At 64.4% G+C, this 23128-nt stretch carries 26 protein-coding genes and 1 riboswitch; of the genes, 18 read left to right on the forward strand and 8 right to left on the reverse strand.

Annotation, left to right across the window (positions count from 1 at the left end; translation table 11 throughout):
* Nucleotides 1–3: 3 nt before the first annotated feature.
* A riboswitch (FMN riboswitch) is annotated at nucleotides 4–163 on the reverse strand.
* Between the two features lie 393 nt (nucleotides 164–556).
* Together XI06_RS35875 and proC are read left to right on the forward strand one after the other, a co-directional pair.
* Nucleotides 557–1057: a YbjN domain-containing protein gene (locus tag XI06_RS35875; RefSeq protein WP_220006469.1), complete on the forward strand. Its 501-nt coding sequence runs from the start codon at nucleotides 557–559 to the stop codon at nucleotides 1055–1057.
* A gap of 199 nt (nucleotides 1058–1256) precedes the next feature.
* Nucleotides 1257–2081, forward strand: coding sequence for a pyrroline-5-carboxylate reductase (proC, locus tag XI06_RS35880; protein WP_271607450.1), 825 nt, complete (start codon nucleotides 1257–1259; stop codon nucleotides 2079–2081).
* A gap of 122 nt (nucleotides 2082–2203) precedes the next feature.
* On the opposite strand, the gene XI06_RS35885 is transcribed toward proC, so the two are convergent.
* The 4 genes from XI06_RS35885 to XI06_RS35900 form a co-directional block, all read right to left on the reverse strand.
* Nucleotides 2204–2596, reverse strand: coding sequence for a thioesterase family protein (locus tag XI06_RS35885; RefSeq protein WP_271607451.1), 393 nt, complete (start codon nucleotides 2594–2596; stop codon nucleotides 2204–2206).
* A 172-nt stretch (nucleotides 2597–2768) separates the two neighbouring features.
* Complete coding sequence (locus XI06_RS35890) at nucleotides 2769–2972, reverse strand: tautomerase family protein (RefSeq protein WP_008144861.1); 204 nt, start codon at nucleotides 2970–2972, stop codon at nucleotides 2769–2771.
* 114 nt (nucleotides 2973–3086) lie between these two features.
* The gene (gene hisS / locus XI06_RS35895; protein WP_237864481.1) at nucleotides 3087–4607 is read right to left on the reverse strand and encodes a histidine--tRNA ligase; all 1521 of its coding nucleotides are present in this window, start codon (nucleotides 4605–4607) and stop codon (nucleotides 3087–3089) included.
* A 198-nt stretch (nucleotides 4608–4805) separates the two neighbouring features.
* Nucleotides 4806–5888, reverse strand: a complete 1083-nt coding sequence (locus tag XI06_RS35900; RefSeq protein WP_237864482.1) for a branched-chain amino acid aminotransferase — start codon at nucleotides 5886–5888, stop codon at nucleotides 4806–4808.
* Between the two features lie 339 nt (nucleotides 5889–6227).
* Here XI06_RS35900 and XI06_RS35905 point away from each other — a divergent pair, with 339 nt between their 5' ends.
* From XI06_RS35905 to XI06_RS35915, 3 genes are read left to right on the forward strand one after another with little or no spacing between them, the layout of a single operon-like run.
* Nucleotides 6228–6767 carry a MarR family winged helix-turn-helix transcriptional regulator gene (locus tag XI06_RS35905; protein ID WP_237864483.1) on the forward strand — a complete coding sequence of 180 codons (540 nt, stop codon included), beginning with the start codon at nucleotides 6228–6230 and terminating at the stop codon, nucleotides 6765–6767.
* The gene (locus XI06_RS35910) at nucleotides 6764–7495 is read left to right on the forward strand and encodes a response regulator transcription factor (RefSeq protein WP_237864484.1); all 732 of its coding nucleotides are present in this window, start codon (nucleotides 6764–6766) and stop codon (nucleotides 7493–7495) included. Before XI06_RS35905 ends, XI06_RS35910 begins: the two co-directional genes overlap by 4 nt.
* Before the next feature lie 18 nt (nucleotides 7496–7513).
* Nucleotides 7514–8899, forward strand: a complete 1386-nt coding sequence (locus XI06_RS35915) for an ATP-binding protein (RefSeq protein WP_271607452.1) — start codon at nucleotides 7514–7516, stop codon at nucleotides 8897–8899.
* Between the two features lie 45 nt (nucleotides 8900–8944).
* Here XI06_RS35915 and XI06_RS35920 read toward each other — a convergent pair whose 3' ends face one another.
* Both XI06_RS35920 and XI06_RS35925 read right to left on the reverse strand, forming a co-directional pair.
* Complete coding sequence (locus tag XI06_RS35920; RefSeq protein ID WP_237864486.1) at nucleotides 8945–9475, reverse strand: DUF3617 domain-containing protein; 531 nt, start codon at nucleotides 9473–9475, stop codon at nucleotides 8945–8947.
* A 70-nt stretch (nucleotides 9476–9545) separates the two neighbouring features.
* The gene (locus tag XI06_RS35925; RefSeq protein WP_237864487.1) at nucleotides 9546–9854 is read right to left on the reverse strand and encodes a hypothetical protein; all 309 of its coding nucleotides are present in this window, start codon (nucleotides 9852–9854) and stop codon (nucleotides 9546–9548) included.
* 182 nt (nucleotides 9855–10036) lie between these two features.
* Here XI06_RS35925 and XI06_RS35930 point away from each other — a divergent pair, with 182 nt between their 5' ends.
* The 4 genes from XI06_RS35930 to XI06_RS35945 all read left to right on the forward strand — a co-directional run bounded on the left by XI06_RS35930 (nucleotide 10037) and on the right by XI06_RS35945 (nucleotide 12805).
* Nucleotides 10037–10498, forward strand: coding sequence for a hypothetical protein (locus tag XI06_RS35930; RefSeq protein WP_237890369.1), 462 nt, complete (start codon nucleotides 10037–10039; stop codon nucleotides 10496–10498).
* 119 nt (nucleotides 10499–10617) lie between these two features.
* Nucleotides 10618–11316, forward strand: a complete 699-nt coding sequence (locus XI06_RS35935) for a ribonuclease T2 (protein WP_237864489.1) — start codon at nucleotides 10618–10620, stop codon at nucleotides 11314–11316.
* Between the two features lie 159 nt (nucleotides 11317–11475).
* Nucleotides 11476–12336, forward strand: a complete 861-nt coding sequence (locus XI06_RS35940; RefSeq protein ID WP_237864490.1) for a 23S rRNA (adenine(2030)-N(6))-methyltransferase RlmJ — start codon at nucleotides 11476–11478, stop codon at nucleotides 12334–12336.
* Between the two features lie 253 nt (nucleotides 12337–12589).
* Nucleotides 12590–12805, forward strand: coding sequence for a cold-shock protein (locus XI06_RS35945; RefSeq protein WP_027534220.1), 216 nt, complete (start codon nucleotides 12590–12592; stop codon nucleotides 12803–12805).
* Nucleotides 12806–12892: 87 nt separating this feature from the next.
* On the opposite strand, the gene XI06_RS35950 is transcribed toward XI06_RS35945, so the two are convergent.
* On the reverse strand, nucleotides 12893–13516 hold the full coding sequence (locus XI06_RS35950) for an outer membrane protein (RefSeq protein WP_237864491.1): 624 nt from the start codon (nucleotides 13514–13516) through the stop codon (nucleotides 12893–12895).
* 251 nt (nucleotides 13517–13767) lie between these two features.
* Here XI06_RS35950 and uvrC point away from each other — a divergent pair, with 251 nt between their 5' ends.
* The 9 genes from uvrC (at nucleotide 13768) to XI06_RS35995 (ending at nucleotide 22552) form a co-directional block, all read left to right on the forward strand.
* Nucleotides 13768–15840: an excinuclease ABC subunit UvrC gene (gene uvrC, locus XI06_RS35955; RefSeq protein ID WP_237864492.1), complete on the forward strand. Its 2073-nt coding sequence runs from the start codon at nucleotides 13768–13770 to the stop codon at nucleotides 15838–15840.
* A gap of 93 nt (nucleotides 15841–15933) precedes the next feature.
* The gene (gene pgsA / locus XI06_RS35960; RefSeq protein WP_212236107.1) at nucleotides 15934–16551 is read left to right on the forward strand and encodes a CDP-diacylglycerol--glycerol-3-phosphate 3-phosphatidyltransferase; all 618 of its coding nucleotides are present in this window, start codon (nucleotides 15934–15936) and stop codon (nucleotides 16549–16551) included.
* Nucleotides 16548–16799, forward strand: a complete 252-nt coding sequence (moaD, locus tag XI06_RS35965; RefSeq protein ID WP_237864493.1) for a molybdopterin converting factor subunit 1 — start codon at nucleotides 16548–16550, stop codon at nucleotides 16797–16799. The genes pgsA and moaD overlap by 4 nt, the downstream gene beginning before the upstream one ends.
* A gap of 3 nt (nucleotides 16800–16802) precedes the next feature.
* On the forward strand, nucleotides 16803–17285 hold the full coding sequence (locus tag XI06_RS35970) for a molybdenum cofactor biosynthesis protein MoaE (RefSeq protein ID WP_237864494.1): 483 nt from the start codon (nucleotides 16803–16805) through the stop codon (nucleotides 17283–17285).
* A complete protein-coding gene (gene prmB, locus XI06_RS35975; protein WP_271607453.1) occupies nucleotides 17285–18244 on the forward strand; it encodes a 50S ribosomal protein L3 N(5)-glutamine methyltransferase in 960 nt (319 codons plus the stop codon). Before XI06_RS35970 ends, prmB begins: the two co-directional genes overlap by 1 nt.
* Before the next feature lie 78 nt (nucleotides 18245–18322).
* On the forward strand, nucleotides 18323–18910 hold the full coding sequence (locus tag XI06_RS35980) for a phage holin family protein (RefSeq protein ID WP_237864496.1): 588 nt from the start codon (nucleotides 18323–18325) through the stop codon (nucleotides 18908–18910).
* Nucleotides 18910–20040: a YihY/virulence factor BrkB family protein gene (locus XI06_RS35985; RefSeq protein ID WP_271607595.1), complete on the forward strand. Its 1131-nt coding sequence runs from the start codon at nucleotides 18910–18912 to the stop codon at nucleotides 20038–20040. The genes XI06_RS35980 and XI06_RS35985 overlap by 1 nt, the downstream gene beginning before the upstream one ends.
* A 154-nt stretch (nucleotides 20041–20194) precedes the next feature.
* The gene (locus XI06_RS35990) at nucleotides 20195–21682 is read left to right on the forward strand and encodes an EAL domain-containing protein (RefSeq protein ID WP_271607454.1); all 1488 of its coding nucleotides are present in this window, start codon (nucleotides 20195–20197) and stop codon (nucleotides 21680–21682) included.
* 15 nt (nucleotides 21683–21697) lie between these two features.
* Nucleotides 21698–22552, forward strand: coding sequence for a TIGR01459 family HAD-type hydrolase (locus XI06_RS35995; protein ID WP_237890378.1), 855 nt, complete (start codon nucleotides 21698–21700; stop codon nucleotides 22550–22552).
* A gap of 68 nt (nucleotides 22553–22620) precedes the next feature.
* Here XI06_RS35995 and XI06_RS36000 read toward each other — a convergent pair whose 3' ends face one another.
* Nucleotides 22621–23016 carry a response regulator gene (locus XI06_RS36000; protein ID WP_027551917.1) on the reverse strand — a complete coding sequence of 132 codons (396 nt, stop codon included), beginning with the start codon at nucleotides 23014–23016 and terminating at the stop codon, nucleotides 22621–22623.
* Between the last annotated feature and the right edge of the window lie 112 nt (nucleotides 23017–23128).

Raw genomic sequence — 23128 nt, forward strand, 5'->3', positions numbered from 1 at the left:
ACCGACCGTTCTCTTTCATCCGGACTTTAACCGTCGGCTTCGGAGTTGCACCGAATCTGCTGACCCTTCCCGTCAGTCAAAGACCTTGGGGAAGGCGCTCGCGGGCTCAGGCCTTTCGGCCCTTACCGCCGGTGGGGACTTTCACCCCGCCCTGAGAACATCGGCCGCCCGGGATTGAGCGACCTGAGCGGAAATATGCCGCCAGTCCGGGGCCGCAAGCAAGCGAGTTCCGCAGCAAAAACCGCATGGTCCCATGCCGCCAGGGCGGTGCGGCCCTCGCGCAGTGGAATTAACGATTGGATTCCGGTTTGTTCTCAATCGTTAACAATTGTGGCCGAGATGAGCTGTGGACGAACGAGTCATGGCTTGTGGACGGACTCGCGACCCAGTTGCGCAGATTCCGCAAATCACATCAGTTGATCCGCGACAAGCCCGCGCTGGTCCCGGGATCGCAACAGCGACTCCCGGGGATCGCCTTAAGCGAAATTGAGGAAGCGCGCGCCGGACCAACCGCGTGCGTATCAAAGACAACAAGAAGGCAAGAGGTCGAGACGGCATGTCCCTGCTCGAAGGTACCATCGATTCCCGAAATCACCCGCTTGCGGTGGTCGAGGATATCGCTGCCAGCAACAACTGGCCGTTCGAACGCTCCGGCGAGGACGAGCTGACCATTGTCTCGAAGGGGCAATGGACTGACTACCAGATCTCCTTCACCTGGATGGGTGAAATCGAGGCACTGCATCTGGCCTGCGCTTTCGACATGAAGATTCCTGCCGCGCGACGGGGCGAGGTGCAGAAGCTCGTTGCTGCGGTCAACGAGCAATTGTGGATCGGCCATTTCGATCTCTGGACCAACACCGGCATGATCATGCACCGTCAGGCCCTGGTGCTGCCGGGTGGCCTCACCGCCTCGACCGCGCAATGCGAAGCCATGCTCGCCGGCGCGATCCACGCCTGCGAGCGCTACTTCCCGGCGTTCCAGTTCGTGGTGTGGGCGGGCAAGACCACAGCGCAGGCGATGGACGCGGCGATGTTCGATACGGTGGGCGAGGCGTAGGTCTCAAGAAGTGGGGGGCCGCAGCTCCCTCGCATCGTCCCGGCGAAGGCCGGGATCCATACTGCGTGATTCATCTTGTGGCACGCGGCTTGTTGCCACCGCCTTCATCCACTAGAACCCCCTGTGGTTATGGGTCCCGGCCCCCCCGTGCGCAATCGCGCACCAGGCCGGGACGACACCTTTTGTTTGGGTGACTACAGTGGCAAACAGCACTCTCCAAGACATCACCGGCACCATCCTGCTCGCCGGCGCCGGCAAGATGGGCGGCGCGATGCTGACCGGATGGCTTGCGGGCGGGCTCGATCCGGGCCGCATCGCCGTGGTCGATCCGCACATCTCGCCCGAGATCACCGCGCTCGCCGCCAAGGGCGTTGCGCTCAATCCAGATGTGAAGGCAGCAGGCTTTGTCGAGACGATGGTCGTCGCCGTGAAGCCGCAGATGTTTCGCGAGGCCGGCGCGAAGCTGAAATCATTCGTCTCGGACAAGACGTCGGTGGTCTCGATCATGGCGGGAACCACGATCGCCGCGCTCGAAGAGGTTTGCGGCGGCGCCGTGGTGCGCGCGATGCCGAACACACCGGCCGCGATCGGCCGCGGCATCACGGTCGCGGTCGCTGCAAAGAACGTCAGCGCCGCACAGCGCGCGGTCGCCGATGCATTGCTGCGCGCCACCGGCTCGGTCGAGTGGGTCGAAGATGAAAGCCTGATGGATGCGGTGACCGCCGTCTCCGGCTCCGGGCCCGCTTATGTATTCCTGCTCGCCGAAGAGCTTGCGCGGGCCGGCGTGGAGGCGGGATTGCCGGAAGCGCTGGCGACCAAGCTCGCGCGCGAGACGGTCGCCGGCTCCGGCGAGCTACTGCACCAGTCGGATCTTCCCTCCGCCACGCTGCGCCAGAACGTCACCTCGCCCGGCGGCACCACGGCTGCCGCCCTCGGCGTGCTGATGGGCGAGCCGGGCTTGCGCGATCTGATGATCCGCGCCATCGCCGCGGCGACGAAGCGATCGAAGGAGCTCGCGAAGTAAGCAGGTGCGGTAGGGTGGGCAAAGGCGCAAAGCGCCATGCCCACCATTCCTTTGTTGTGGATAAAGATCGTGGGCACGCTTCGCTTTGCCCACCCTACGGCACTACAGCATCTCGCCCTTGGCTAAGCCCCGAGCCGCTTGTTGAACATCTCGACGTTGACGAGCCCGCGCGCATGGCGGCCTTCGCCGAGCTTGCGCGCGCCTTCGAACGCTTCGACCTCGAAGCGGATCACGCGGCGCTCGACTGCGATCACTTTCGCCGTCGTCCGCACCGTCGCGCCGACGAGGGCGGCCGCGAGATGGCGGATGTCGACCTCGGTACCGACAGTGACCCAGCCCGGCTGGAGCGCTGCGCGGATCGCATCGCCCGACGTCATCTCCATTTCCAGGATCATCATCGGGGTCGCATAGACCATCGGCATGCCGGGCACGAAATGCCCGACCGTGCGCTCGGCCGGCACCACCAGCGTACGCTCGGCGCTCATGCCGATCTGGATGAAATCGCGTGCGTCCATGGTTCTTGCTCAGTGTCGTCCCGGACAAGCGAAGCGCCGATCCGGCACCCATACGCCGCAGCATTAGTTTTGCTAAGGCTCGGAGTTACCAGCGCCCCCACAACCACTCCCTGCGGCTATGGGTCCCGGCTTTCGCCGGGACGACGGCGGTGAATGCCGTGCTAGCGCCAGCTTACTTCTTCGCCGCGGCTGCGCGTTCCACGAACGTCTTGCCGCCCTTCATCTTGTGGCGGAGCGGGGCTTCGTTGATCTGGATGACGACGGCATCGGCGTCGACGCCGAGATTCTTCACCAGTGCCTGCGTGATGTCGCGCATCATGCCGGCCTTCTGCTCGTCGGTGCGGCCTTCGGCCATGCTGACGGTAATCTCAGGCATTATCTTCTCCCTGCTGTCGCGATGACCAGGCACACCCCGGTCGTTCTGAAGGTGCGCATCAAACAGGACTGACATGCCCGGGACAAGCCCGGGCATGTCGGCGTTCGCGAATGGCTAGCCCCAGCTCACGTCATGGCGCGCGAGGACCTCGCGCACTCTTGAAACGAGATCGGCCTCGCTACAGGAGAACTGCGCTGGCCGCGTCTCGCGCCATTCCTGGTTGGAGGCGATCGCGGCGGCCGCTTTCGCGCCCTCGACGAGATCCTTGATCTGGAGCTCGCCGCGCGCCTTTTCATCCGAGCCCTGGATGATCACGCAAGGTGAGTTGCGGCGATCGGCATATTTGAGCTGGTTGCCCATGTTCTTGGGATTGCCGAGATAGAGCTCGGCGCGGATGCCGGCGGAGCGCAAGCTTGCGACCATCTTCTGGTAGTCGGCGACGCGATCTCGGTCGAACACGGTGACGACGACGGGCCCGACTTCGGGCCGCGTGTCGAGCTTGCCGAGCAACGTCAGCGCGGCCTGCAGCCGCGACACGCCAATCGAGAAACCGGTCGCCGGCACCGGCTCGCCGCGGAAGCGGGAGACGAGACCGTCATAGCGACCACCGCCACCGACGGAGCCGAAGCGCACGGGCCGACCCTTCTCGTCCTTGGTATCGAGCAGAAGTTCGACTTCGTATACGGGGCCGGTGTAATATTCGAGGCCGCGCACGACGGACGGATCGATCTTGATCCGATCCGCGCCGTAGCCGGACGCTGTGACAAGCTTGGCAATCTCTTCCAGCTCGCTGACGCCGGCTTGACCGGTCTCGCTCTTGGCCAGGTAGGTTTCCGCCGCAGCGATGGCTTCTTTCCAATCCTCACGCGGCTTGGTGATAGCGAGAACGACGTCAGCCTCCGCCGCGCTGAGATTGGCGCCCTTAGTGAAGTCGCCCTTGCCTTCTTCGCCACCATCCCATCGTCCGGGACCGAGCAGCTTGCGCACTTCGTCAGCGGAAAATTTGTCGAGCTTGTCGATCGCGCGCAGCACGGTCAGGCGGCGCGCCGCATTCTCCTCACCCGCCAGCCCGATGGCTTCGAGAACGCCGTCGAGGACCTTGCGGTTGTTGACCTTCACCACATACTGGCCGCGCGCAACGCCGAGCGCTTCCATCGTGTCCGCTGCCATCATGCAGATCTCGGCATCCGCCGCGGGCGTTGCCGAGCCGACCGTATCGGCGTCAAACTGCATGAACTGACGGAAGCGGCCCGGGCCGGGCTTCTCGTTGCGGAAGACATAGCCGACGCGGTAGCTGCGGTACGGCAGGACCAGACCGTCGGTGCCGTAGCGCTCGCCGACATAGCGCGCCAGCGGCGCGGTCAGGTCGTAGCGGAGCGAAATCCACTGCTCGTCATCGTCCTGGAACGAGAACACGCCTTCATTCGGGCGATCCTGATCGGGCAGGAACTTGCCGAGCGCGTCGGTGTACTCCATCGCCGGCGTCTCCACCGGCTCGAAGCCGTAGAGCTCGTAGACGGCGCGGATCTTCTCGACCATCTCGCGCGTCGCCCGGATCGCGGCAGGGTCGCGATCCTCGAGCCCGCGCGGCAGCCGCGCCTTCAGTTTCTGGGGTTTTTTGGGTTTTTCGGCCATGCGGGCGTTTACCAGCCGACGCGCGATGCGGCAACCGGAGTGTTCTTCACCTCGCCCCGCTTGCGGGGAGAGGTCGGTCGCGAAGCGACCGGGTGAGGGGGGAGTCTCCGCGGACTCAGATCTCTCGAACTCGTGGTGAGAGCCCCTCACCCCACCCTCTCCCTGCAAGAGCGGGGCGAGGGAGTGAGAGATGAAGGCTCAAAACACCTTGCGGATCCAGTTGTGCGGATCGTTGGTGCGACCGTACTGGATATCGACGAGCTGCTTGCGCAGGCCCATCGCGACGGGACCGGCGGCGCCGCCCGAGATCTCGAAATCGCCGCTGACCGAGCGCACCTTGCCGATCGGCGAGATCACGGCCGCGGTGCCGCAGGCGAACGCTTCCTTCAGCTTTCCGCTAGCCGCATCCTTGCGCCATTGCTCCAGCGAATACGGCTCCTCGCGGACCGTCTTTCCGGCATCACGGGCGAGCGCGATGATGGAGTCGCGGGTGATGCCGGGCAGGATGGTGCCGAGCGGCGGCGTCGAGAGCGAGCCGTCGTCGAACACGAAGAACACATTCATGCCGCCGAGCTCCTCGATGTAGCGGCGCTCGACCGCATCGAGGAACACGACCTGATCACAGCCATGCTGGATCGCCTCGGCCTGCGCGCGCAGGCTCGCCGCATAATTACCGCCGCACTTGACGGCGCCGGTGCCGCCGACCGCGGCGCGCGTGTAATTCTCCGAGACCCAGATCGAAACCGGCGCGGGCCCGCCCTTGAAATAGGAGCCGACGGGCGAAGCGATCACCGCAAAGATGTATTCGGAGGATGGCTTGACGCCGAGGAAGGTCTCGCTCGCGATCATGAAGGGCCGCAGATAAAGGCTGCCCTCGCCGCCCGGCATCCAGGCGCGATCGATGCGCACGACCTGCTCGACCGCCTCGATGAAGACGTCTTCCGGCAATTGCGCCATCGCCATGCGGTCGGCCGAATCCTTGAAGCGGCGCGCATTGGCGTCGGGGCGGAACAGGTTCACGCCGCCGTCGTCGCGCTTGTAGGCCTTCAGACCTTCGAAAATTTCCTGGGCGTAGTGCAGCACCGCGCCCGCCGGATCGATCTGGAAGTTCGCGCGCGCCTCGACCTTCGCCTCGTACCAGCCACCCTTGGCCTGGTTGTAGCGGACCACAGCCATGTGATCGGTGAAGACACGTCCGAAGCCGGGGTCCACCAGCTTGGCGACCCGGTCCTTCTCGGGTGTCGGATTGGATGCGGGCTGGATGTCGAATTTCATGCTCATGTCCTTGCCTCCCGCTGCCGGTGGCGGCGCTGTTCTGGCGCCGGCCGCCCCTGTTCGGGCCCGGCTGGCTTGATGTGGTTTCTGGCCGAACCACCGCCAGCCTTGTTACGGCCGGTTTCCGTGGCCAGCATGTCCTTCGAGGACATGCTTTTGCGGAAGGCGGAAGTCCAGTATGTTTTGCCGAAATGCCGCTCGACAATCGCACGGTAGATCTGTTCCGGCCGTCGTCGCCTGTCCGGCTTCTCTCCGGCCGCTGTTAGGAATGCCACCCGATGCGAAACGATTTAAAATTTCGTGCGGGCTGATGGTTTTGTAACATTGAACCCAAGATACGTCAATATGCCTGACATAAATTTCGCGACTCCCTCTCAAGACGTTGCCGAGCCACGGCCGGCGGCAGGTGAAGGAGGCAATTTGCGCTGGGATATCATCGAGCTGCTGTTCTTCGCCTATCGCGATTTCGTCGGCGATCCCGACCAGGAGCTGGAGGCTTTCGGCTTCGGCCGGGCTCATCACCGGGTCATGCACTTCGTCTATCGCTATCCAGGACTGAAGGTCGCCGACCTGCTCGACGTCCTGCGCATCACAAAACAGTCGCTCGGCCGGGTGCTCAAGCAGCTGCTGGACGAGGGCTACATCGTGCAGAAGACCGGCGACAACGACCGCCGCCAGCGCCTGCTCTACGCCACGCCCAAGGGCGAGGCGCTGGTGCAGAAACTCGCCGGCCTCCAGACCACGCGGATCACCAAGGCGCTCGCCGAGATGGCGCCTGATGATGCCGAGACCGTCAAGCGCTTCCTGCGCGCGATGATCGACCGCGACGATCCGGACAAGGTGCTGGAGACGATCTTCGCCGCCAATCAAGAGTCAAAGGAGTGACCGTGCCGCTTGCTGCTACGCTCGCCCGCCCGCCGGCGCAACCGGCCGACGATGCCCCGCACCTGCTGCTGGTCGACGACGATCGCCGCATCCGCGATCTCCTCTCGCGCTTTCTCGCGGCCGAGGGTTATCGCGTCACCACCGCCGCCAGCGCGGGCGATGCCCGCGCCAAACTGCTCGGACTGCATTTCGACCTGCTGATCCTGGACGTGATGATGCCCGGCGAGACCGGCTTCGATCTCGCCCGGTTCATCCGCACATCGTCCTCGGTGCCGATTTTGATGCTGACGGCGCGGCACGAAGCCGAGGCCCGCATCGAGGGCTTGCAGATCGGCGCTGACGATTATGTCGCAAAGCCGTTCGAGCCGCGCGAGCTGGCGCTGCGCATCAACAACATCCTCAAGCGCGCCGCGCCGCCGGTCCAGGCCGCGGCGGTGGAGAAGATCGCGTTCGGCACGTACGTCTATCACCTGGATCGCGGCGAGTTGCGCCAGGGCGAGGAGGTCATCCATCTTACCGACCGCGAGCGCGAGATGCTGCGCATTCTCTCGGAGACGCCAGGCGAGACCGTGCCGCGCAGCGCGCTCACGGGCAATGGCAGCGTCAACGAGCGCGCCGTTGACGTGCAGATCAACCGCCTCAGGCGCAAGATCGAGACCGATCCCGCCAATCCACTGTTCCTGCAAGCGGTGCGCGGCATCGGCTACCGGCTGGTCGCCTCGCCATAGTCAAGTGAAGCGCGCGAGATGAGCACGATCGACACCGGCCTGACGCTACTCCGAAGCGCCGCCGGGCGCGTCTCTGCCGCCAATGGCTGGATGGGCAACGCGTTCAAGGGCTGGATGCCGACCGGCCTCTATGCGCGCGCATTGCTGATCATGATCGTACCGATGGTGATCCTGCAGACCGTGGTCGCCTTCGTGTTCATGGAGCGGCACTGGAACACGGTGACACGGCGGCTGTCGGCCGCAGTGGTGCAGGACATCGCCGCGCTGATCGACGTCTACAAGAGCTATCCGCAGGACAAGGACCGCGCGCAGCTCAAGAGCATCGGGCAGCGGTTGCAATTGGTGGTCGATTTCCTGCCCCCCGGCGACATGCCGCCACCGGGACCCAAGCCGTTCTTCTCGCTGCTCGACCAAACGTTGTCGGTGCAACTCGGCCAAAAGATCGGACGCTCGTTCTGGATCGACACGGTCGGCCGTTCCAACCTCGTCGAGATCCGCATCCAGCTCGACGATGCCGTGATGCGCGTGTTCGCACAGCGCAGCGCGGCCTATGCCTCGAACTCGGAGATCTTCCTGTTCTGGATGGTCGGCACGTCCTCGATCCTGCTGATCGTGTCAGTGCTGTTCCTGCGCAACCAGATCAAGCCGATCCTGCGGCTTGCGGACGCCGCGGAAAGTTTCGGCAAGGGCCGCGACGCGCCGAACTTCAGGCCGCGCGGTGCGCGCGAGGTGCGACGCGCGGCGGGCGCCTTCCTCGAGATGAAGTCGCGCATCGAACGCGCGATGGAGCAGCGCACAGCGATGCTCGCCGGCGTCAGCCACGATCTGCGCACGATCCTGACCCGCTTCAAGCTCGAACTGGAGCTGATCGGCGACAGTCCCGAACTCGAGGGCATGCGCAGGGACGTCGACGAGATGTCGATGATGCTGGAGGATTACCTCGCCTTTGCCCGCGGCGATTCCGGCGAGCAGTCGCAACCGACCGACATGGCGCAGGCGCTCGAGGAATTGCGCAGCGACGCCGAACGCCACGGTCACACTGCGACCGTGACATTCACTGGGCTGCCCGTGGTGACGGTGAAGCCGGCCTCGTTCAAGCGATGCCTCGCCAACCTCGTCACCAATGCCGCGCGCTACGGCAAGGCCATCGCCATTTCCGGCCAGCGCGATCATCGCTATCTGACCGTCACGGTCGACGACGACGGCCCCGGCATTCCCACCCATTTGCGCGAAGAAGTGTTCAAGCCATTCCTCCGCCTGGACAACGCCCGCAACCAGGACGAAGGCGGCACGGGCCTCGGGCTCGCGATCGCCCGCGACATTGCCCGCTCCCATGGTGGCGACATCACGCTGGGTGACAGTCCGATGGGTGGGTTACGCGCGAGCGTGAGAATACCGGTGTAGGAGGGTTCCTTTCCTTCCCCCCTTGTGGGAGAGGGTGAAGCGAACTCACTTCGGCAGCAGCGCCTTCAACTTGTCGACGTCGCGCACGTTCATCTTGAAGCCGCCGGGCATCACGATGTCGCCGGGCTTCTGGTCGGGCTTGCAGGCGCCGAGCCATTTCGCTTCCAGCGTCATGGTGGTGTCGCGCCCGGCAGTACCGGCGACGCCGCCCTGGGCATGCGACGAAGTCTTCACGGTGTAGGCCGAATTGAAATCCCCGGTGATCTCGGCATGCGAGGTCGTGGACATGCCGGCGACGCTGCATTCGGAATCGCTGACATAGCCGGTGGCCGTCTTCTTGATGTCCTGCTTGGAGCAGACCTGCTTGGCCATCGGCGAGACGTTGTTGTTCATCTCCTTGTCGACGGCCTCATCGGTGCAATGCTGCATGGTCATCTCCGGCATCGCAGAGCCTGATCTGACCATCTTCATTTCCCAGAGACCGGCCTTGCGCACCGGCAGATCGTCGGCAAAGGCACCACTCGCCGACACCGCGAGGCAAACGGCTGATCCGAGCAAAGCGAGCTTGCGCGTCATGCGAGAGACTCCCGGGCTGAAATGGCCTAGCTTTTTCTTTGGCGTGACCTTGTCGGCGTTCCGAAATGCCTCAATAGAGCGTGCGGATCGGCCGGTCGGCGGCGCCATAGGGCACCCAGCGGCAGGAGAACGAGATGTAGCCGCCCTCATAGGCCTGCACCGCGAGGAATTTCACCACCTTGCCGTAGCGCGCGCAGTGATCGACCGCGACCTGGCGCGCATCGACCTGCGTCGCCATCGAATAGGCGATGATGCCGCCGGTGTCGTTGCCCTTGAACGGCGGCACCGGCAGGAGGTCGGCGCGCGCCGACTGGCTCGCCATCATACCCGAGACAAAAACCAGGCTGGCAAGAAGGCCCGCGGCCGCAATGATTCGCATTCCCGTCACTCCGATTGGTTGGCACCAGTTTACGGTGCCCGCGCAGCGGTGAAAAGAACGGAAGGCCTGTCGGCAGCGACGTTGTGATCAACTCCTGGCCAAGTGTTGCCGCGCTGCACTTGACCTCCCCCGCCCTTCGCGGCACCGTCCGGTCCTCACAGATCATGCTGTCTGGATTGCCCATGCGCGCCCCCTCCCCGAAATCGCTCCGCTTTGCCGCCGTTCTCGGCCTCGTGTTCGGGGCGCTGTCGCTCGGTGAGGCCAAGGCGGCCAATCCGCTGGAGCTGAACTTCTGGCTGAGCGGGCCGCGTTACGACGGCAATGTCGCCGAATGCGACAAGGCACTGCCGACGATCTCGACCCAGTTCTGGGAGAAGGAAAGCTCGTTCTGGAATTCGCCGCTGCAGATCACGGGCTTCGCAAACGTTCACGAGACCGCCTTCCGCCCCTGGGCATCGGACAACATTCCGCGCCGCTACTGCACCGGCGAGGCCATGCTCACTGACGGCAAGATGCGCCGGGTGCACTTCTCGATCATCGAGGATGGCGGCTTTGCCGGCTACGGCCAGGGCGTCGAATGGTGTGTGGTCGGGCTCGACCGCAACTGGGCCTACAATCCGTCCTGCCGCGCCGCAAAGCCCTGAGTCGAAGCGCCTGATTCGGGCCGATCCAGCGACCTGCGCGTCGGTCGCTCGAAATTTGTTCTTGAAATGTTCTTGATGGCTGCTAGGCTGATTGCACAGTCTAGTTGAGAGGCGTCTCCATGTTTCATTTTAGATTGCAATCGATCTCCCGTCTCGTGATCTCGCTGACCTTTGCCGGGCTGATCTCGCTGGGCGGCGGCGCCAACGCGCAGGACAAGCGGCAGAACGCGCCCGGCGAATTCGACTTCTATGTGCTATCATTGTCGTGGTCGCCGTCGTTCTGCGAGGAAGCGGCCGAGCGCGGTCGCAGTGGCGGGCGTTCGAACATCCAGTGCGAGGGACGGCCCTATTCCTTTGTGGTGCACGGGCTGTGGCCGCAATATGAGAGCGGCTTTCCAGAATATTGCCAGCGGCCGTCACCGCGGCTGAACCGTAACATCGTCTCCTCGATGCTGGATTTGATGCCGGCGCCAGGCCTGATCTTCAACGAGTGGGACAAGCATGGCACCTGCTCCGGGCTCGACGGCCGCAACTATTTCGAGACGATCCGCAAAGCCCGCGCCGTGATCAAGATTCCGGTCGAATATCTTGACCTGTCGCAGGCCAAGACCGTCGCGCCTGGCGAGGTCGAAGAAGCCTTCATCAAGGCCAATCCGGGCCTGAGCAACGCAGCCGTCTCGGTCACCTGCAACCGGACGAGGCTCTCCGAGGTTCGCATCTGCCTCAGCAAGGACCTGCAATTCCGCGCCTGCGAGGAGCTCGAACGCCACAGCTGTCGCCGCGACCAGGTGACCATGCCGCCAATCAGGGGCGGTTAGTTCCGTCATCGCGAGCCACCGGGTCCGCGTGTAGCGCGGTCCGATGACAGGCTCCGCGAAGCAATCCAGACTGCCGCCGCGGTTGGATTCTGGATTGCTTCGCTGCGCTCGCAATGACAAGGGGTTAGGATCGCGCCAGAACAACGTAGTCCTAATCTCATGAACTACCGCCACGCCTTTCACGCCGGCAACTTCGCCGATGTCATCAAGCACATCGTGCTGGCGCGCATCCTCACTTATTTGCAGGACAAGCCGGCCGCCTTCCGGGTCATCGACACCCATGCGGGTGCTGGCCTCTATGATCTCGACAGCGACGAGGCGCGCCGCAGCGGCGAGTGGCTGACCGGGATCGCGCGACTGCTGCAGGCGCGCCTCTCAAACGAGACAGTGGCGCTGACCAAGCCCTATCTGGACATCGTGCGCGCCTTCAATCCGAAGGGCGAGCTCAAGGCTTATCCGGGCTCGCCCCTGATCGCCCGTGGCCTGATGCGGCCGCAGGACCGGCTCGTGGCCTGCGAGCTGGAGCCGAAGGCGCGCAAGGCGCTGATCGATGTGCTGCGGCGCGACGAACAGGCGCGCGTGGTCGATCTCGACGGCTGGATGGCGCTGCCGGCTTTCGTGCCGCCGAAGGAGCGGCGCGGACTCGTGCTGATCGACCCGCCCTTCGAGGCGAAAGACGAGTTCGAAAGTCTGGGCGAGGCCTTCTCCACCGCCTTCGCGAAATGGCCGACCGGTATCTATGTAATCTGGTACCCTGCCAAATCCAGGCGCGCCACCGACGCGCTGGCGCAGCTCGTGGCACGCACCGCAGCGGCAGCAAAGACTCCGGGAAAATGTCTTCGCCTCGAATTCAGCGTCGCGCCGCAGCTTGATGGTGCGGCCCTCACCTCGGCCGGACTTCTGATCGTCAATCCGCCCTACACGCTGCAAGGCGAGCTCAAGACGATCCTGCCCGAGCTGGAAATGCCGCTCGGCCAAGGTGGGGCTGCCAGATTCCGATTGGAGATACCGCGCCCGTAACACTCCGGCATTCTTGGGAAAAATATGCAGGAGCGGTAGTCAATCTGCAAAGAACCGTATTATGCTGTTTCCGTGACTGGCTTTACGTTCCGCTTCCGCGAATGGTTGCGGCGGAGTGAAGGCCTAAGAAAGATCCCGGTCGGACCGATGGGTCCGCCTAAGGATGGCCAGCTCTCCCGGGCTTCGTAACGCCCGGTCATGTCGCGGCGCGCGTCTGCGTTGCGACGGAGGAGCAATGAGGGGGAGTTTCCCGATGGCCAATACGGGAACGGTCAAGTTCTTCAACGGCGAGCGCGGCTATGGCTTCATCAAGCCGGACGATGGCGGTCGCGATGTCTTCGTTCACATCACAGCAGTGGAGCGGGCGGGACTGAAGGACCTTGCCGAAGGACAGCGTATCACGTTCGAAGTCGAACCGGACAAGAAGGGGAAGGGGCCGAAGGCGGTCAATCTCGTGATCCTATCGTAGCGGACCTGCCCCAAAAAAACTGACGCAAAAAAAGTCCCGGCCGCGAGCGGCCGGGAGGCTTCAGTCCGGTATTTTCTTATTTCGCTATCAGAAGTGATAATTCACGCCTGCGCGCACAACGCTGGCGCTATAGCCATTTGAGACGCCTGTAATCGCGAACTGACTCGACGATAGGTCGATGTAGAGATATTCGAGCTTCGCGCTCCAGTTCGGCGCAAGGCCGACTTCCGCGCCGACGCCGGCGGTCCAGCCCGCCGTCGTGTGCGACTCCGTCCAGCCGAAAGTCTGCGCGCGCAGCTCACCGAAGGAGAGGCCGGCGGTGCCGTAGACCAGAACGTTGCTGAAGGCATAGCCGGCGCGGCCGCGCAGCGTGCCGAACCAGGGATTGGAAAACTTCCACGGCGCAAAGGTGTCATCGGCACCCGCGGCCTGGATGTCGCCCTCGACGCCGAACACCCACGGGCCGTTCTGGAAATTGTAGCCCGCCTGCGCGCCGCCGACGAAGCCGGAGGGCTTTGCGGGATTGTTGCTCACCGAGCCCCATTCGTAGCCGAGATTGGCGCCGATATACGGGCCGGCCCAGCTATAGGCATTGAGCGGCTGATTGACCGTATAGGGCGCACGCTGCCCGTAATTGAGATCGGCGGCCCCTGCCGAAGCCGTCCAGGCGGCTGCAACCAACGCGGCTGCGCCTACAACGAGCCTCTTCATTCCACACTCCAACGCAACTGCCGTAACCGGTGCGATGCCCGCACCGCCGCGCCAGGCCAAACCGCTTGGTTACGGAACCACCACTTTTTCGCGTAAGATTTATCGAGAGTTTTAAGTTAAAGGGCTGTTAAGACCCGTTACCGCGCTGTTAACAGACTTAAGGAAGCGTTACCGGGGACTGCACGCGCCATCCTGTGCGTGCGGCACGGCCGGAACTTCAAATCGGCCCTCCCAGCGCCTAAATTCGCACCATGGTTCACGATTCCTCCGACAAGCCGGGCGACGCACGCGCGCGCAAATCGCGGCAAGCCGCGACCGACGCCCCACCCCAGGAGACGGCGCCGCCGGACCTCGATCCCGCCACCAGCGGTGGCGACGATGAGGACGATGCGCGGCTGCCCGATATTCTCGAGGAAAGCGGCGCGATCGGCGAAGAGCCGCTGGCGTCAGGTCACGAGGCGATCGAGCGCGCCGTCCGGCTGGCACCCACCTCGCCCGGCGTCTATCGCATGCTCAGTGCGAACGCCGACGTGCTCTATGTCGGCAAGGCCAAGAACGTCAAAAAGCGCCTCTCAAACTATGCGCGCCAGAGCGCGCCGCTGCCGGCGCGCATCCTGCGCATGATCGCGGCCACGGTGACCGTGGAGATCGTCTCGACCACGACCGAGACCGAGGCGCTGCTGCTGGAAGCCAATCTGATCAAGCAACTGCGGCCGCGCTTCAACGTGCAGCTGCGCGACGACAAATCGTTTCCCTATATCCTGATCACCGGCGACCATTGGGCTCCGCAAATTCTCAAGCATCGCGGCGCGCAGACCCGCCCCGGGCGCTATTTCGGCCCGTTCGCCTCCGCCGGTGCAGTCAACCGCACCATCACCGCACTTCAGCGCGCGTTCCTGATCCGCTCCTGCACGGACTCGTTCTTCGAGAGCCGCACCCGGCCCTGCCTGCTCTACCAGATCCGCCGCTGTGCCGGCCCCTGCACCCGCGAGATCGATTTCGGCGGCTATGCGACGCTGGTGCGCGAAGCCACCGACTTCCTCTCCGGCAAGAGCCATGCCGTGAAGCAGGAGCTTGCCGCCGAGATGGAGAAAGCCTCAGGCGAGCTCGAGTTCGAGAGCGCGGCGCTCTACCGCGACCGCCTCGCTGCGTTATCGGCGATCCAGTCGCAGCAGGGCATCAATCCGCGCACGGTCGAGGAAGCCGACGTGTTCGCCATCCACCAGGAGGGCGGCTTCTCCTGCGTCGAAGTGTTCTTCTTCCGCACCGGCCAGAACTGGGGCAACCGCGCTTATTTTCCGCGCGCCGAGAAGACCTATACGCCTGAGGAGGTGCTCGGGTCCTTCCTCGCCCAGTTCTACGACGACAAGCCGCCGCCGAAGACCATCCTGCTCTCGCACGAGATCGAAGAGAGCGACCTGCTCGCCAACGCGCTATCGATCAAGGCCGGCCACAAGGTCGAGGTCATCGCGCCCAAGCGCGGCGAGAAGAAGGAGCTCGTCACCCACGCGCTGACCAATGCGCGCGAGGCGCTCGGCCGCAAGCTCGCCGATACTGCAACCCAGAGCCGCCTGCTCGACGCCATGGCTGCGACGCTGAACCTGCCGCATGCGCCCAAGCGCATCGAGGTCTACGACAACAGCCACATCCAGGGTACCAACGCGGTCGGCGCGATGATCGTCGCCGGCCCGGATGGTTTCGTGAAGAACCAGTACCGCAAGTTCAACATCAAGTCGGAAGGGATCACCCCGGGCGACGACTTCGCCATGATGCGCGAGGTGCTGGAGCGCCGCTTCAAGCGCCTGATCAACCCGCCCGAAGAGGGTGCGACCAAGGACAGCAACAAGGCCAAGGACGATGATTTCCCGCAATGGCCCGATCTCGTGATCATCGACGGCGGCCGTGGCCAGCTCAATGCCGTCAGGGAGATATTTGCCAATCTCGGCCTGACCCAGGTCTCGCTGATGTCGGTCGCCAAGGGTCCGGACCGTGACGCCGGCCGCGAGACCCTGTTCATGCCGGAGCGCGAGGCGATCAAGCTGGAGCCGCGCGACCCGGTGCTCTATTTCATCCAGCGCCTGCGGGACGAGGCCCACCGTTTCGTCATCGGCTCGCACCGCAAGCTGCGCAAGAAGGACATCCGCGAGGCCGGTTTGCAGGAGATTCCGGGCATCGGCCCGTCACGCAAACGGGCCTTGCTGCACCATTTCGGAACCCTGAAGGAGATCGAACGGGCCTCGATCGCCGATCTCGGCAAGGTTCCTGGGGTGAGCGCCGAGAGCGCCCGCAGGATATTCGACTATTTCCATCCCCAGCCGGGGTGAACTAAAGGGGCTGTAGTCATATGGTCGTCGCATCCTGTACCCCAATGGGGACGGACGGTTGACCTTCAGGCTTGAGCGGTATTGGTAGGACGGATGAACATCGCCACGACACGAGGGACGACCAGCCGCGCGATGTCCCTCCCGAACATCCTGACCTATGGCCGGATCGCTGCGATCCCGGTCGTGGTCGGATGCATCTATGCGCAATCGATCATGGACTATCCGTTGTGGCTGCGCTGGGTCGCGGTCGCGATCTTCATCGGCGCCGCGGTCACGGATTATCTCGACGGCTATTATGCCCGGATCTGGAATCAGCAATCGGCATTTGGCCGGATGCTCGACCCGATCGCCGACAAGCTGCTGGTCGCCTCCTGCCTCCTCATGCTGGCCGCCGACGGCATCATCCATGGCTGGTCGCTGTGGGCCGCCATCGTGATCCTGTGCCGCGAGATCCTGGTCTCGGGCCTGCGCGAATATCTGGCGGCGCTGCGCGTCAGCGTGCCCGTGACCAAGCTCGCCAAGTGGAAGACCACCGTTCAGCTCGTCGCCATCGGTTTCCTGCTCGCCGGTCCCGCGGGTGACGAGGTCGTCTCCGTGGTCTCGCTGATCGGCCTCGTCCTGCTATGGGCCTCGGCGATCCTGACGATGTACACGGGCTACGATTATTTCCGCGCCGGCATCCACCACCTCATCAAGGAGGATGAGGGATGAAGGTGAAGTATTTTGCCTGGGTGCGCGAGCGCGTCGGAAAGGCCGAGGAAATCATCGAGCCGCCCGCGACCGTGCGCACCGTCGAGGAGCTGATCGCCTGGCTCTCCGCGAGAAGCGAGGCCTATGCGTATGCCTTCGAGAAGCCGAAGGTGATCCGCACCGCGATCGACCACGCCCACGTCAAGGCGGACGCTGCCATCGCCGGCGCCCGCGAGATCGCGTTCTTCCCGCCGATGACCGGCGGCTAGGCCATGAGCTCCCCTGTCGCCACCTGCCCCATCGCGATCCGCATCCAGGAGGACGATTTCGACATTGCGCGCGAGATCGCGGTCCTGACCAAAAGCCGCACCGACATCGGCGCCGTCGTCAGCTTCTCCGGCATCTGCCGCGCCGATGAGGATAGTTCGAAGATAGCAGCGCTCACGCTCGAGCATTATCCCGGCATGGCGGAAGAAGAGATCAAGCGCCACGTCGACGAGGCCATCTCGCGTTGGCCGCTGAACGGCGTCACGGTCATTCATCGCGTCGGGCGATTCGAGCCCGGCCAGAACATCGTGCTGGTGCTCGCCGCCTCGCAGCACCGCCGCGCGGCATTCGAGGCAGCCGAGTTCTTGATGGATTATCTCAAGACCAGCGCCCCGTTCTGGAAGAAGGAAGAGAGCGCCACCGGCACCGGCTGGGTCGAGGCCCACGCCCGTGACGACGAGGCCGCTGCACGCTGGGCCAAATCCTGATGGCAAAAGCATCCAAGACGCCCGCGCGCGGCCGCGCCGCGCCGAAACTCGCGAAGGTCGGCCGCGGCGAGTTGCTCACGCTGATCGATTTCGTCCGCTATGGGGTGAGCCGCTTCAATGAGGCGAAACTGGCCTTCGCCCACGGCACGACCGATCCGGTCGCCGAAGCTGCCTTCCTGGTCTGCGAGGCCCTGCATCTGCATCCCGACCAGTTCGAGAGCTTTGCCCATGCGCGCGTCACCGCGGCGGAGGGCAAGACCCTGCTTGATCTCATCCATCGACGCGTCACGACGCGCAAACCGGCCGCCTATCTCGTCAACAAGATCTACATGCGCGGCCTGCCCTTCTATGTCGACGAGCGCGTCATCGTTCCGCGCTCCTTCATCGGCGAGCTCCTGGATTCGCATTTCGGCGGCGACGGCGAGGTGGGCTCGCTGATCGACGATCCCACCGCCGTCGAGCGCGTGCTCGATCTCTGCACCGGCTCGGGATGCCTTGCGATCCTCGCTGCGTATCATTTCCCGAATGCTGTGGTCGATGCGGTCGATATCTCCAAGGGCGCGCTCGAAGTCGCCGCGCGCAATGTTGCCGATCATGGCCTCGATGAGCGCATCACGCTCCATCGCGGCGATCTGTTCGCGCCGCTCGGGGATAACAAATACGATCTGATCATCACCAACCCGCCCTATGTCGACGCGGAAGGCATGGCGGCGTTGCCGCCGGAATGCCGGGCCGAGCCGAAACTTGCCTTCGACGGCGGCGCCGACGGTCTTGATGTGGTCCGCCGCATCCTGCGCGATGCACCGGATCATTTGACGCCGCATGGCGGCCTGATCTGCGAAATCGGCCGCGGCCGCGAACTGGTCGACGAGGCCTTTTCGGAACTGCCCCTGCTCTGGCTCGACACTGAGGACTCCGAGGGCGAGGTGTTCTGGATCTCGGCCGCCGATCTCGGCTGATCGCGCGCACGCGCGGAACAAGTCAAATTCCGCAACGTTCATCTCCCGACGAAGTTCTCGTTCTCGGAGGATGTCCGCATGCTCGCGCCATCGGGCGAATTGCTGCGCGCCGGCATGGCGCTGAAACTCAACCATCTCAAGCGCGCCGCGCAGTCTTATCTGCGCGACCGCACCAGCCAGACGACCGGGCGCGTGACATCCTATGCAGTCGCTGCGGGATTGTTCGCTGTGGCCGGGCTGTTCGTGATCGCGGCCTTCTTCGTCGGCCTGGTCGCGCTGTATCGCTGGGTGGCTATCACCTACGGGCAATTCTGGGGCTTTGGTGCCGTCGCAGCGGTACTGCTGGTGCTGGCCGCAATCTGCGCCGGGGTGGCGATGGCGCAAATGAACCGCCGGACCAAGCCGATCGTGCCGCTCGCCAGCCGGATGCGCGTGGCGATCGCGACGCCGCGGATCCCGCGCGGAACGGTCAAGCAGGCGGTGAGAGAAGTGGCGACGACGATTCCGCTGGTGCCGCTCGCACCGGGCGAACGCGGCCGTGAAGGCAGCGGCTCTTCGGCTCGCACCATCAGGCCCGTGCAGCTTGGCCTGATGCTTGCGGCTCTCACCCTGGTCGGCTTCACGGCGGCGCGCCGGCGGCGCCCAGCCCGCAGACAGGATGCATGATGCCGGCGCGGCAGACCGAGCAATTCGACAGCTGGCTGCTGGTCGCCGCCACAGCCGTGTTCGTGCTGACCGCAGAGCGCTATTTCCAGGAGTCCGGGTTCATCCGCCCGGGACCACCTCAAGACCATCGCAACAAGGAAGCGAACTCACCGGAAACGAACCCGGCAAGGGCGGCTATGCAGCCGGGCCATGGCCGTGGCTCGAAAAGCCCATTCGCAATTCCCTGGGCGGGCTGGAAGGATATTTTCTGGCGTACCTATCAGCGCATCGACGACGATCGTCTGCTCGCCACCGCCGGCGGCGTGGTGTTCTTCGGACTGCTCGCGATCTTTCCCGCAGTGACCGCGCTGGTCTCGTTTTACGGACTGTTCGCCGATCCCTCGACCATCAGTGGCAATCTCCAGACGCTCGCGACGATGCTGCCGGAAGGTTCGTTCCAGATCGTCGCGGACCAGGTCGCGCGGGTGGTCTCCAAGGGAAACACGGCACTCGGCGCCACCTTCCTGTTCGGCTTCGTGCTGGCGATCTGGAGCGCCAATGCCGGGGTCAAATCGATCTTCGACGCTCTCAACGTCGCCTATGAGGAGCGCGAGAAGCGCGGCTTCATCAAGCTGAACCTGATCTCCCTGTCGTTCACGGTCGGCGGCATCCTCGCACTCCTGCTGATGGTGGCCGCCGTCGTCGCCTTCCCGCTCGCGCTCGATCACCTCGGCATTCCGCCGGACAGCAAGCTGATCGTGGCGCTGGCGCGCTGGCCGCTGCTGCTCGTCATCCTCCTGGCGGCGCTCGCCATCCTCTACCGCTTCGCGCCGAGCCGTGACGCGCCGCGCTGGCAATGGCTGAGCATCGGCGCGGTGACCGCCGCCCTGCTCTGGATCGCAGGCTCCGCGCTGCTGTCCTGGTATCTGTCGGCCTTTGCCAATTACAACGCGACCTACGGCTCGCTCGGGGCGGCGATCGGCCTGATGACGTGGATGTGGATGTCCGCGATCGTCATCATGTTCGGCGCCGAGCTGAACTCGGAGATCGAACGGCAAACGCTGCGCGATACGACGACCGGACGGCCCAAGCCGCTCGGCAGCCGCGAGGCGGTCTCGGCCGACACGGTCGGTGCCGCCGCGCCGTCCTGACTGTCACCACGCGCGCCTGCGCCCCGCTATCCCCTCGAATCAACAATGATGTTAAGGTCATGCATGCCTAGGGGAGCATGAGGCGCGACGGGTGCGAATGGCAGCCCGTGTTTTCCCGGGTGAGGCAGTCAGCTCTTGAGGCATAACGCGCGGCATGATTCGCATTTCGACGATCTTCATCGCCATCTGCATGGTTCTGGTCGCGGCATCGCTCGGGCTCGTGCTCTACTCGGTCGCCGGCATCAACGGAACCGAATCCGCGATCGTGGCGCTGACTGCGCTGACCTTCCTGATCCTCTACAACGCGGTCTCGATGCGGCTGCGCGACCGCAGCGACGTCGGCGGCCAGATCGCCGACCTCTCGCGCGGCACCGCCGACCTCGCCCGCCAGGTGGCCGAGTTCGGACGGCGGCTCGCTGCGATCGAGGGCCGGATCGCCTCGTCCAACTCGACCAATTCCGATCGGGTCCAGTCGGTGGTCAGCGAGATCAACGAGCTCGGCGGGCTGGTCAGGCAGCTTGCTGCTACGGTGTCGACCCATGAGGACCTGCTGGCCGGTCATGCGCCGGCGCCGGCCGCTGCTCCGGTCGCAAGGCCGGCGGTGGAAGCGCCAATCGACCTGATTGCCCCCTTCGACGAGCGGCCGGCCGCTCCTCCTCCGCTTCCTGCAGCGCCGCCGCGGCCGACGCCGCCGGCAGCCCCGCCCCAGACCGCCAGCGCCGTCCAGACCGTCAACGGCCGCAACCAGACCCAGATGCTGGCGACGCTGCGCAGCGCCATCGACGAGAACCGCATCGACATATTCCTCCAGCCGATGGTGACGCTGCCGCAGCGCAAGGTCCGGTTCTACGAAGCCGTCATCCGGGTGCGCGACGAGCGCGATCAGCTCATCGCCGCCGAGGAGTTCATCAGCCTCGCCGAAGCCTCCGGGTTGATCGGGCGGATCGACAACATGGTGTTGCTGCGCTGCGTCCAGGTGCTGCGCCGGCTGATGGTGCGCAACAAGGAAGTCGGCGTGTTCTGCAACGTCGCGGCTTCGACGCTCGGCAATTCCACCACCTTTGCGCAATGCCTCGATTTCCTCGAGGCCAATCGCGCGCTGGCACCGTCGCTGGTGCTTGAGTTCAAGCAATCGACCTTCCGCGCGCTCGGTCCGGCCGAGACCGAGAATCTGGCGGCGCTGGCGCAGCGCGGCTTCCGCTTCTCGATTGACCATGTCACGGACCTCAGGATCGAGCCGCGCGAGCTCGCGGACCGCGGCGTCCGCTTCATCAAGGTTCCGGCGTCACTCCTGCTCGACCCGAAGCAGGCTTCAACCTCGGACATTCACCCCTCCGACCTGTCCGACCTGCTCGGCCGCTTCGGCATCGATTTGATCGCGGAGCGGATCGAGGGCGAGCGCGCAGTGGTCGACCTGCTCGACTATGACGTGCGGTTCGGCCAGGGCTTTCTGTTCGCGCCGCCCCGGCCATTGCGGCCCGAGGGCCCATCTGCTACCGGCGGGGCGTCGCCAAACCAGGCGCAAGATATTCAGGGATCCAATGGTTCCGGTACGCCCAGCCCAAGCGCAACGTCAGCCGCGACGCCTGCTGCCCCGTCACAGCGCATCACCGGCAACGCAGCGCTCGCGCGCCGCGTCTGATCGGCCGCGCGCGTCATGACCACGCTGCATTTTGCCCAAAGCCTGCGCGAGCTCGTCGGCGGCGTCGATGTCGTGCTCAGCGACATCTGGGGCGTGGTCCATAACGGCCTGGAAGCCTTCCCCGAGGCCTGCGAGGCGCTGCACACCTATCGCAGCCACGGCGGTACGGTGATCCTGATCACCAACGCGCCGCGCCCGGCCGACTCCGTGCAGCGGCAGTTGCGCAAGCTCGGCGTCGCCGACGAAACCTACGACGCCATCGTTTCCTCCGGCGATTTGACGCGGCTCTATGTCGCCGAGCATCCCGGCCGCAAGATGTTCTGGCTCGGCCCCGAGCGCGACAATTCGATCTATCGCGGCCTCGATGCGACAACTGCGCCGCTCGAAGAGGCCGACTACATCGTCTGCACCGGCCTCTATGACGACGAGACCGAGACCGCGGAAGACTATCGCGGCATGATGCTGAAAGCGCGCGAGCGCAAGCTGACGCTGGTCTGCGCCAACCCCGACATCGTGGTCGAGCGCGGCGACCGGCTGATCTATTGCGCCGGGGCGATCGCGGAGCTGTACCGCGAGCTCGGCGGCGAGGTGATCTTTTACGGCAAGCCGCACCGGCCGATCTATGAGCGCGCGATGGCGCTCGCCGGCGAGCGCCAGGGCCACACGATCGACCGGAAGAAGGTGCTGGCGATCGGCGATTCCGTCCGCACCGACCTCACCGGCGCGCGCGAATTCGGCATCGATTGCCTGTTCGTCACCCGCGGCATCCATGCCGAGGAGTTCGAGGGCCTCGACCAGCTCGATCCCAAGTCGGTGATGGAATTGTTCGGCCACCCGCCGAAGGCTCTGATGCGCGAATTGAAGTGGTGACCTCCGAAATGCAAAAAGCCCGGGACGATCGTCCCGGGCTTTCCAAATTCAGCTGATGGCTTTGACGCTTACGCGCTCGCCATGTCCGGGAAGACCGCCTCGATCTTGGTCTTCAGCGTCGCCGCGTTGAACGGCTTGACGATGTAGTTGTTCACGCCGGCCTTCTTGGCCGCGATCACGTTCTCGGTCTTCGATTCCGCCGTGATCATGATGAAGGGCGTGGTGGCGAGGTTGGGATCTGCGCGCACTTCGCGGAGCAGGTCGTAACCCGTCATCGGCTCCATGTTCCAGTCGGAGATCACGAGGCCGTACTTCTTGCCGCGCATCTTGTTCAGTGCCGCCGAACCGTCGCTGGCATCATCGATATTATCGAAGCCAAGCTGCTTCAGCAGATTCCGGATGATACGGATCATGGTGCTATAATCATCCACCACCAGAACCGGCATCGACAAATCAACCGCCATCTCGACTCCCCCAACGCATACCCAGGAATATCTAAAATCGGACCTGACGGACCGCGGCCCCTCAGTTCCATCTCCCAAGCACTAGCACCAAGGCGTTAAACAGCGCGTTAAC

Source organism: Bradyrhizobium sp. CCBAU 11434, assembly GCF_028128895.1.
GTDB classification, from domain to species: Bacteria; Pseudomonadota; Alphaproteobacteria; order Rhizobiales; family Xanthobacteraceae; genus Bradyrhizobium; species Bradyrhizobium zhengyangense.

What these genes read in the sequence shown, in the direction of transcription:
- XI06_RS35875 (WP_220006469.1), top strand. Translation starts at nt 557, where the DNA reads ATGTCCCTGCTCGAAGGTACCATCGATTCCCGAAATCACCCGCTTGCG.
- XI06_RS35885 (WP_271607451.1), bottom strand. Translation starts at nt 2,596, where the DNA reads ATGGACGCACGCGATTTCATCCAGATCGGCATGAGCGCCGAGCGTACG.
- XI06_RS35890 (WP_008144861.1), bottom strand. Translation starts at nt 2,972, where the DNA reads ATGCCTGAGATTACCGTCAGCATGGCCGAAGGCCGCACCGACGAGCAG.
- hisS (WP_237864481.1), bottom strand. Translation starts at nt 4,607, where the DNA reads ATGGCCGAAAAACCCAAAAAACCCCAGAAACTGAAGGCGCGGCTGCCG.
- XI06_RS35900 (WP_237864482.1), bottom strand. Translation starts at nt 5,888, where the DNA reads ATGAGCATGAAATTCGACATCCAGCCCGCATCCAATCCGACACCCGAG.
- XI06_RS35905 (WP_237864483.1), top strand. Translation starts at nt 6,228, where the DNA reads ATGCCTGACATAAATTTCGCGACTCCCTCTCAAGACGTTGCCGAGCCA.
- XI06_RS35915 (WP_271607452.1), top strand. Translation starts at nt 7,514, where the DNA reads ATGAGCACGATCGACACCGGCCTGACGCTACTCCGAAGCGCCGCCGGG.
- XI06_RS35920 (WP_237864486.1), bottom strand. Translation starts at nt 9,475, where the DNA reads ATGACGCGCAAGCTCGCTTTGCTCGGATCAGCCGTTTGCCTCGCGGTG.
- XI06_RS35925 (WP_237864487.1), bottom strand. Translation starts at nt 9,854, where the DNA reads ATGCGAATCATTGCGGCCGCGGGCCTTCTTGCCAGCCTGGTTTTTGTC.
- XI06_RS35930 (WP_237890369.1), top strand. Translation starts at nt 10,037, where the DNA reads ATGCGCGCCCCCTCCCCGAAATCGCTCCGCTTTGCCGCCGTTCTCGGC.
- XI06_RS35935 (WP_237864489.1), top strand. Translation starts at nt 10,618, where the DNA reads ATGTTTCATTTTAGATTGCAATCGATCTCCCGTCTCGTGATCTCGCTG.
- XI06_RS35940 (WP_237864490.1), top strand. Translation starts at nt 11,476, where the DNA reads ATGAACTACCGCCACGCCTTTCACGCCGGCAACTTCGCCGATGTCATC.
- XI06_RS35945 (WP_027534220.1), top strand. Translation starts at nt 12,590, where the DNA reads ATGGCCAATACGGGAACGGTCAAGTTCTTCAACGGCGAGCGCGGCTAT.
- XI06_RS35950 (WP_237864491.1), bottom strand. Translation starts at nt 13,516, where the DNA reads ATGAAGAGGCTCGTTGTAGGCGCAGCCGCGTTGGTTGCAGCCGCCTGG.
- uvrC (WP_237864492.1), top strand. Translation starts at nt 13,768, where the DNA reads ATGGTTCACGATTCCTCCGACAAGCCGGGCGACGCACGCGCGCGCAAA.
- pgsA (WP_212236107.1), top strand. Translation starts at nt 15,934, where the DNA reads ATGAACATCGCCACGACACGAGGGACGACCAGCCGCGCGATGTCCCTC.
- moaD (WP_237864493.1), top strand. Translation starts at nt 16,548, where the DNA reads ATGAAGGTGAAGTATTTTGCCTGGGTGCGCGAGCGCGTCGGAAAGGCC.
- XI06_RS35970 (WP_237864494.1), top strand. Translation starts at nt 16,803, where the DNA reads ATGAGCTCCCCTGTCGCCACCTGCCCCATCGCGATCCGCATCCAGGAG.
- prmB (WP_271607453.1), top strand. Translation starts at nt 17,285, where the DNA reads ATGGCAAAAGCATCCAAGACGCCCGCGCGCGGCCGCGCCGCGCCGAAA.
- XI06_RS35980 (WP_237864496.1), top strand. Translation starts at nt 18,323, where the DNA reads ATGCTCGCGCCATCGGGCGAATTGCTGCGCGCCGGCATGGCGCTGAAA.
- XI06_RS35985 (WP_271607595.1), top strand. Translation starts at nt 18,910, where the DNA reads ATGCCGGCGCGGCAGACCGAGCAATTCGACAGCTGGCTGCTGGTCGCC.
- XI06_RS35990 (WP_271607454.1), top strand. Translation starts at nt 20,195, where the DNA reads ATGATTCGCATTTCGACGATCTTCATCGCCATCTGCATGGTTCTGGTC.
- XI06_RS35995 (WP_237890378.1), top strand. Translation starts at nt 21,698, where the DNA reads ATGACCACGCTGCATTTTGCCCAAAGCCTGCGCGAGCTCGTCGGCGGC.
- XI06_RS36000 (WP_027551917.1), bottom strand. Translation starts at nt 23,016, where the DNA reads ATGGCGGTTGATTTGTCGATGCCGGTTCTGGTGGTGGATGATTATAGC.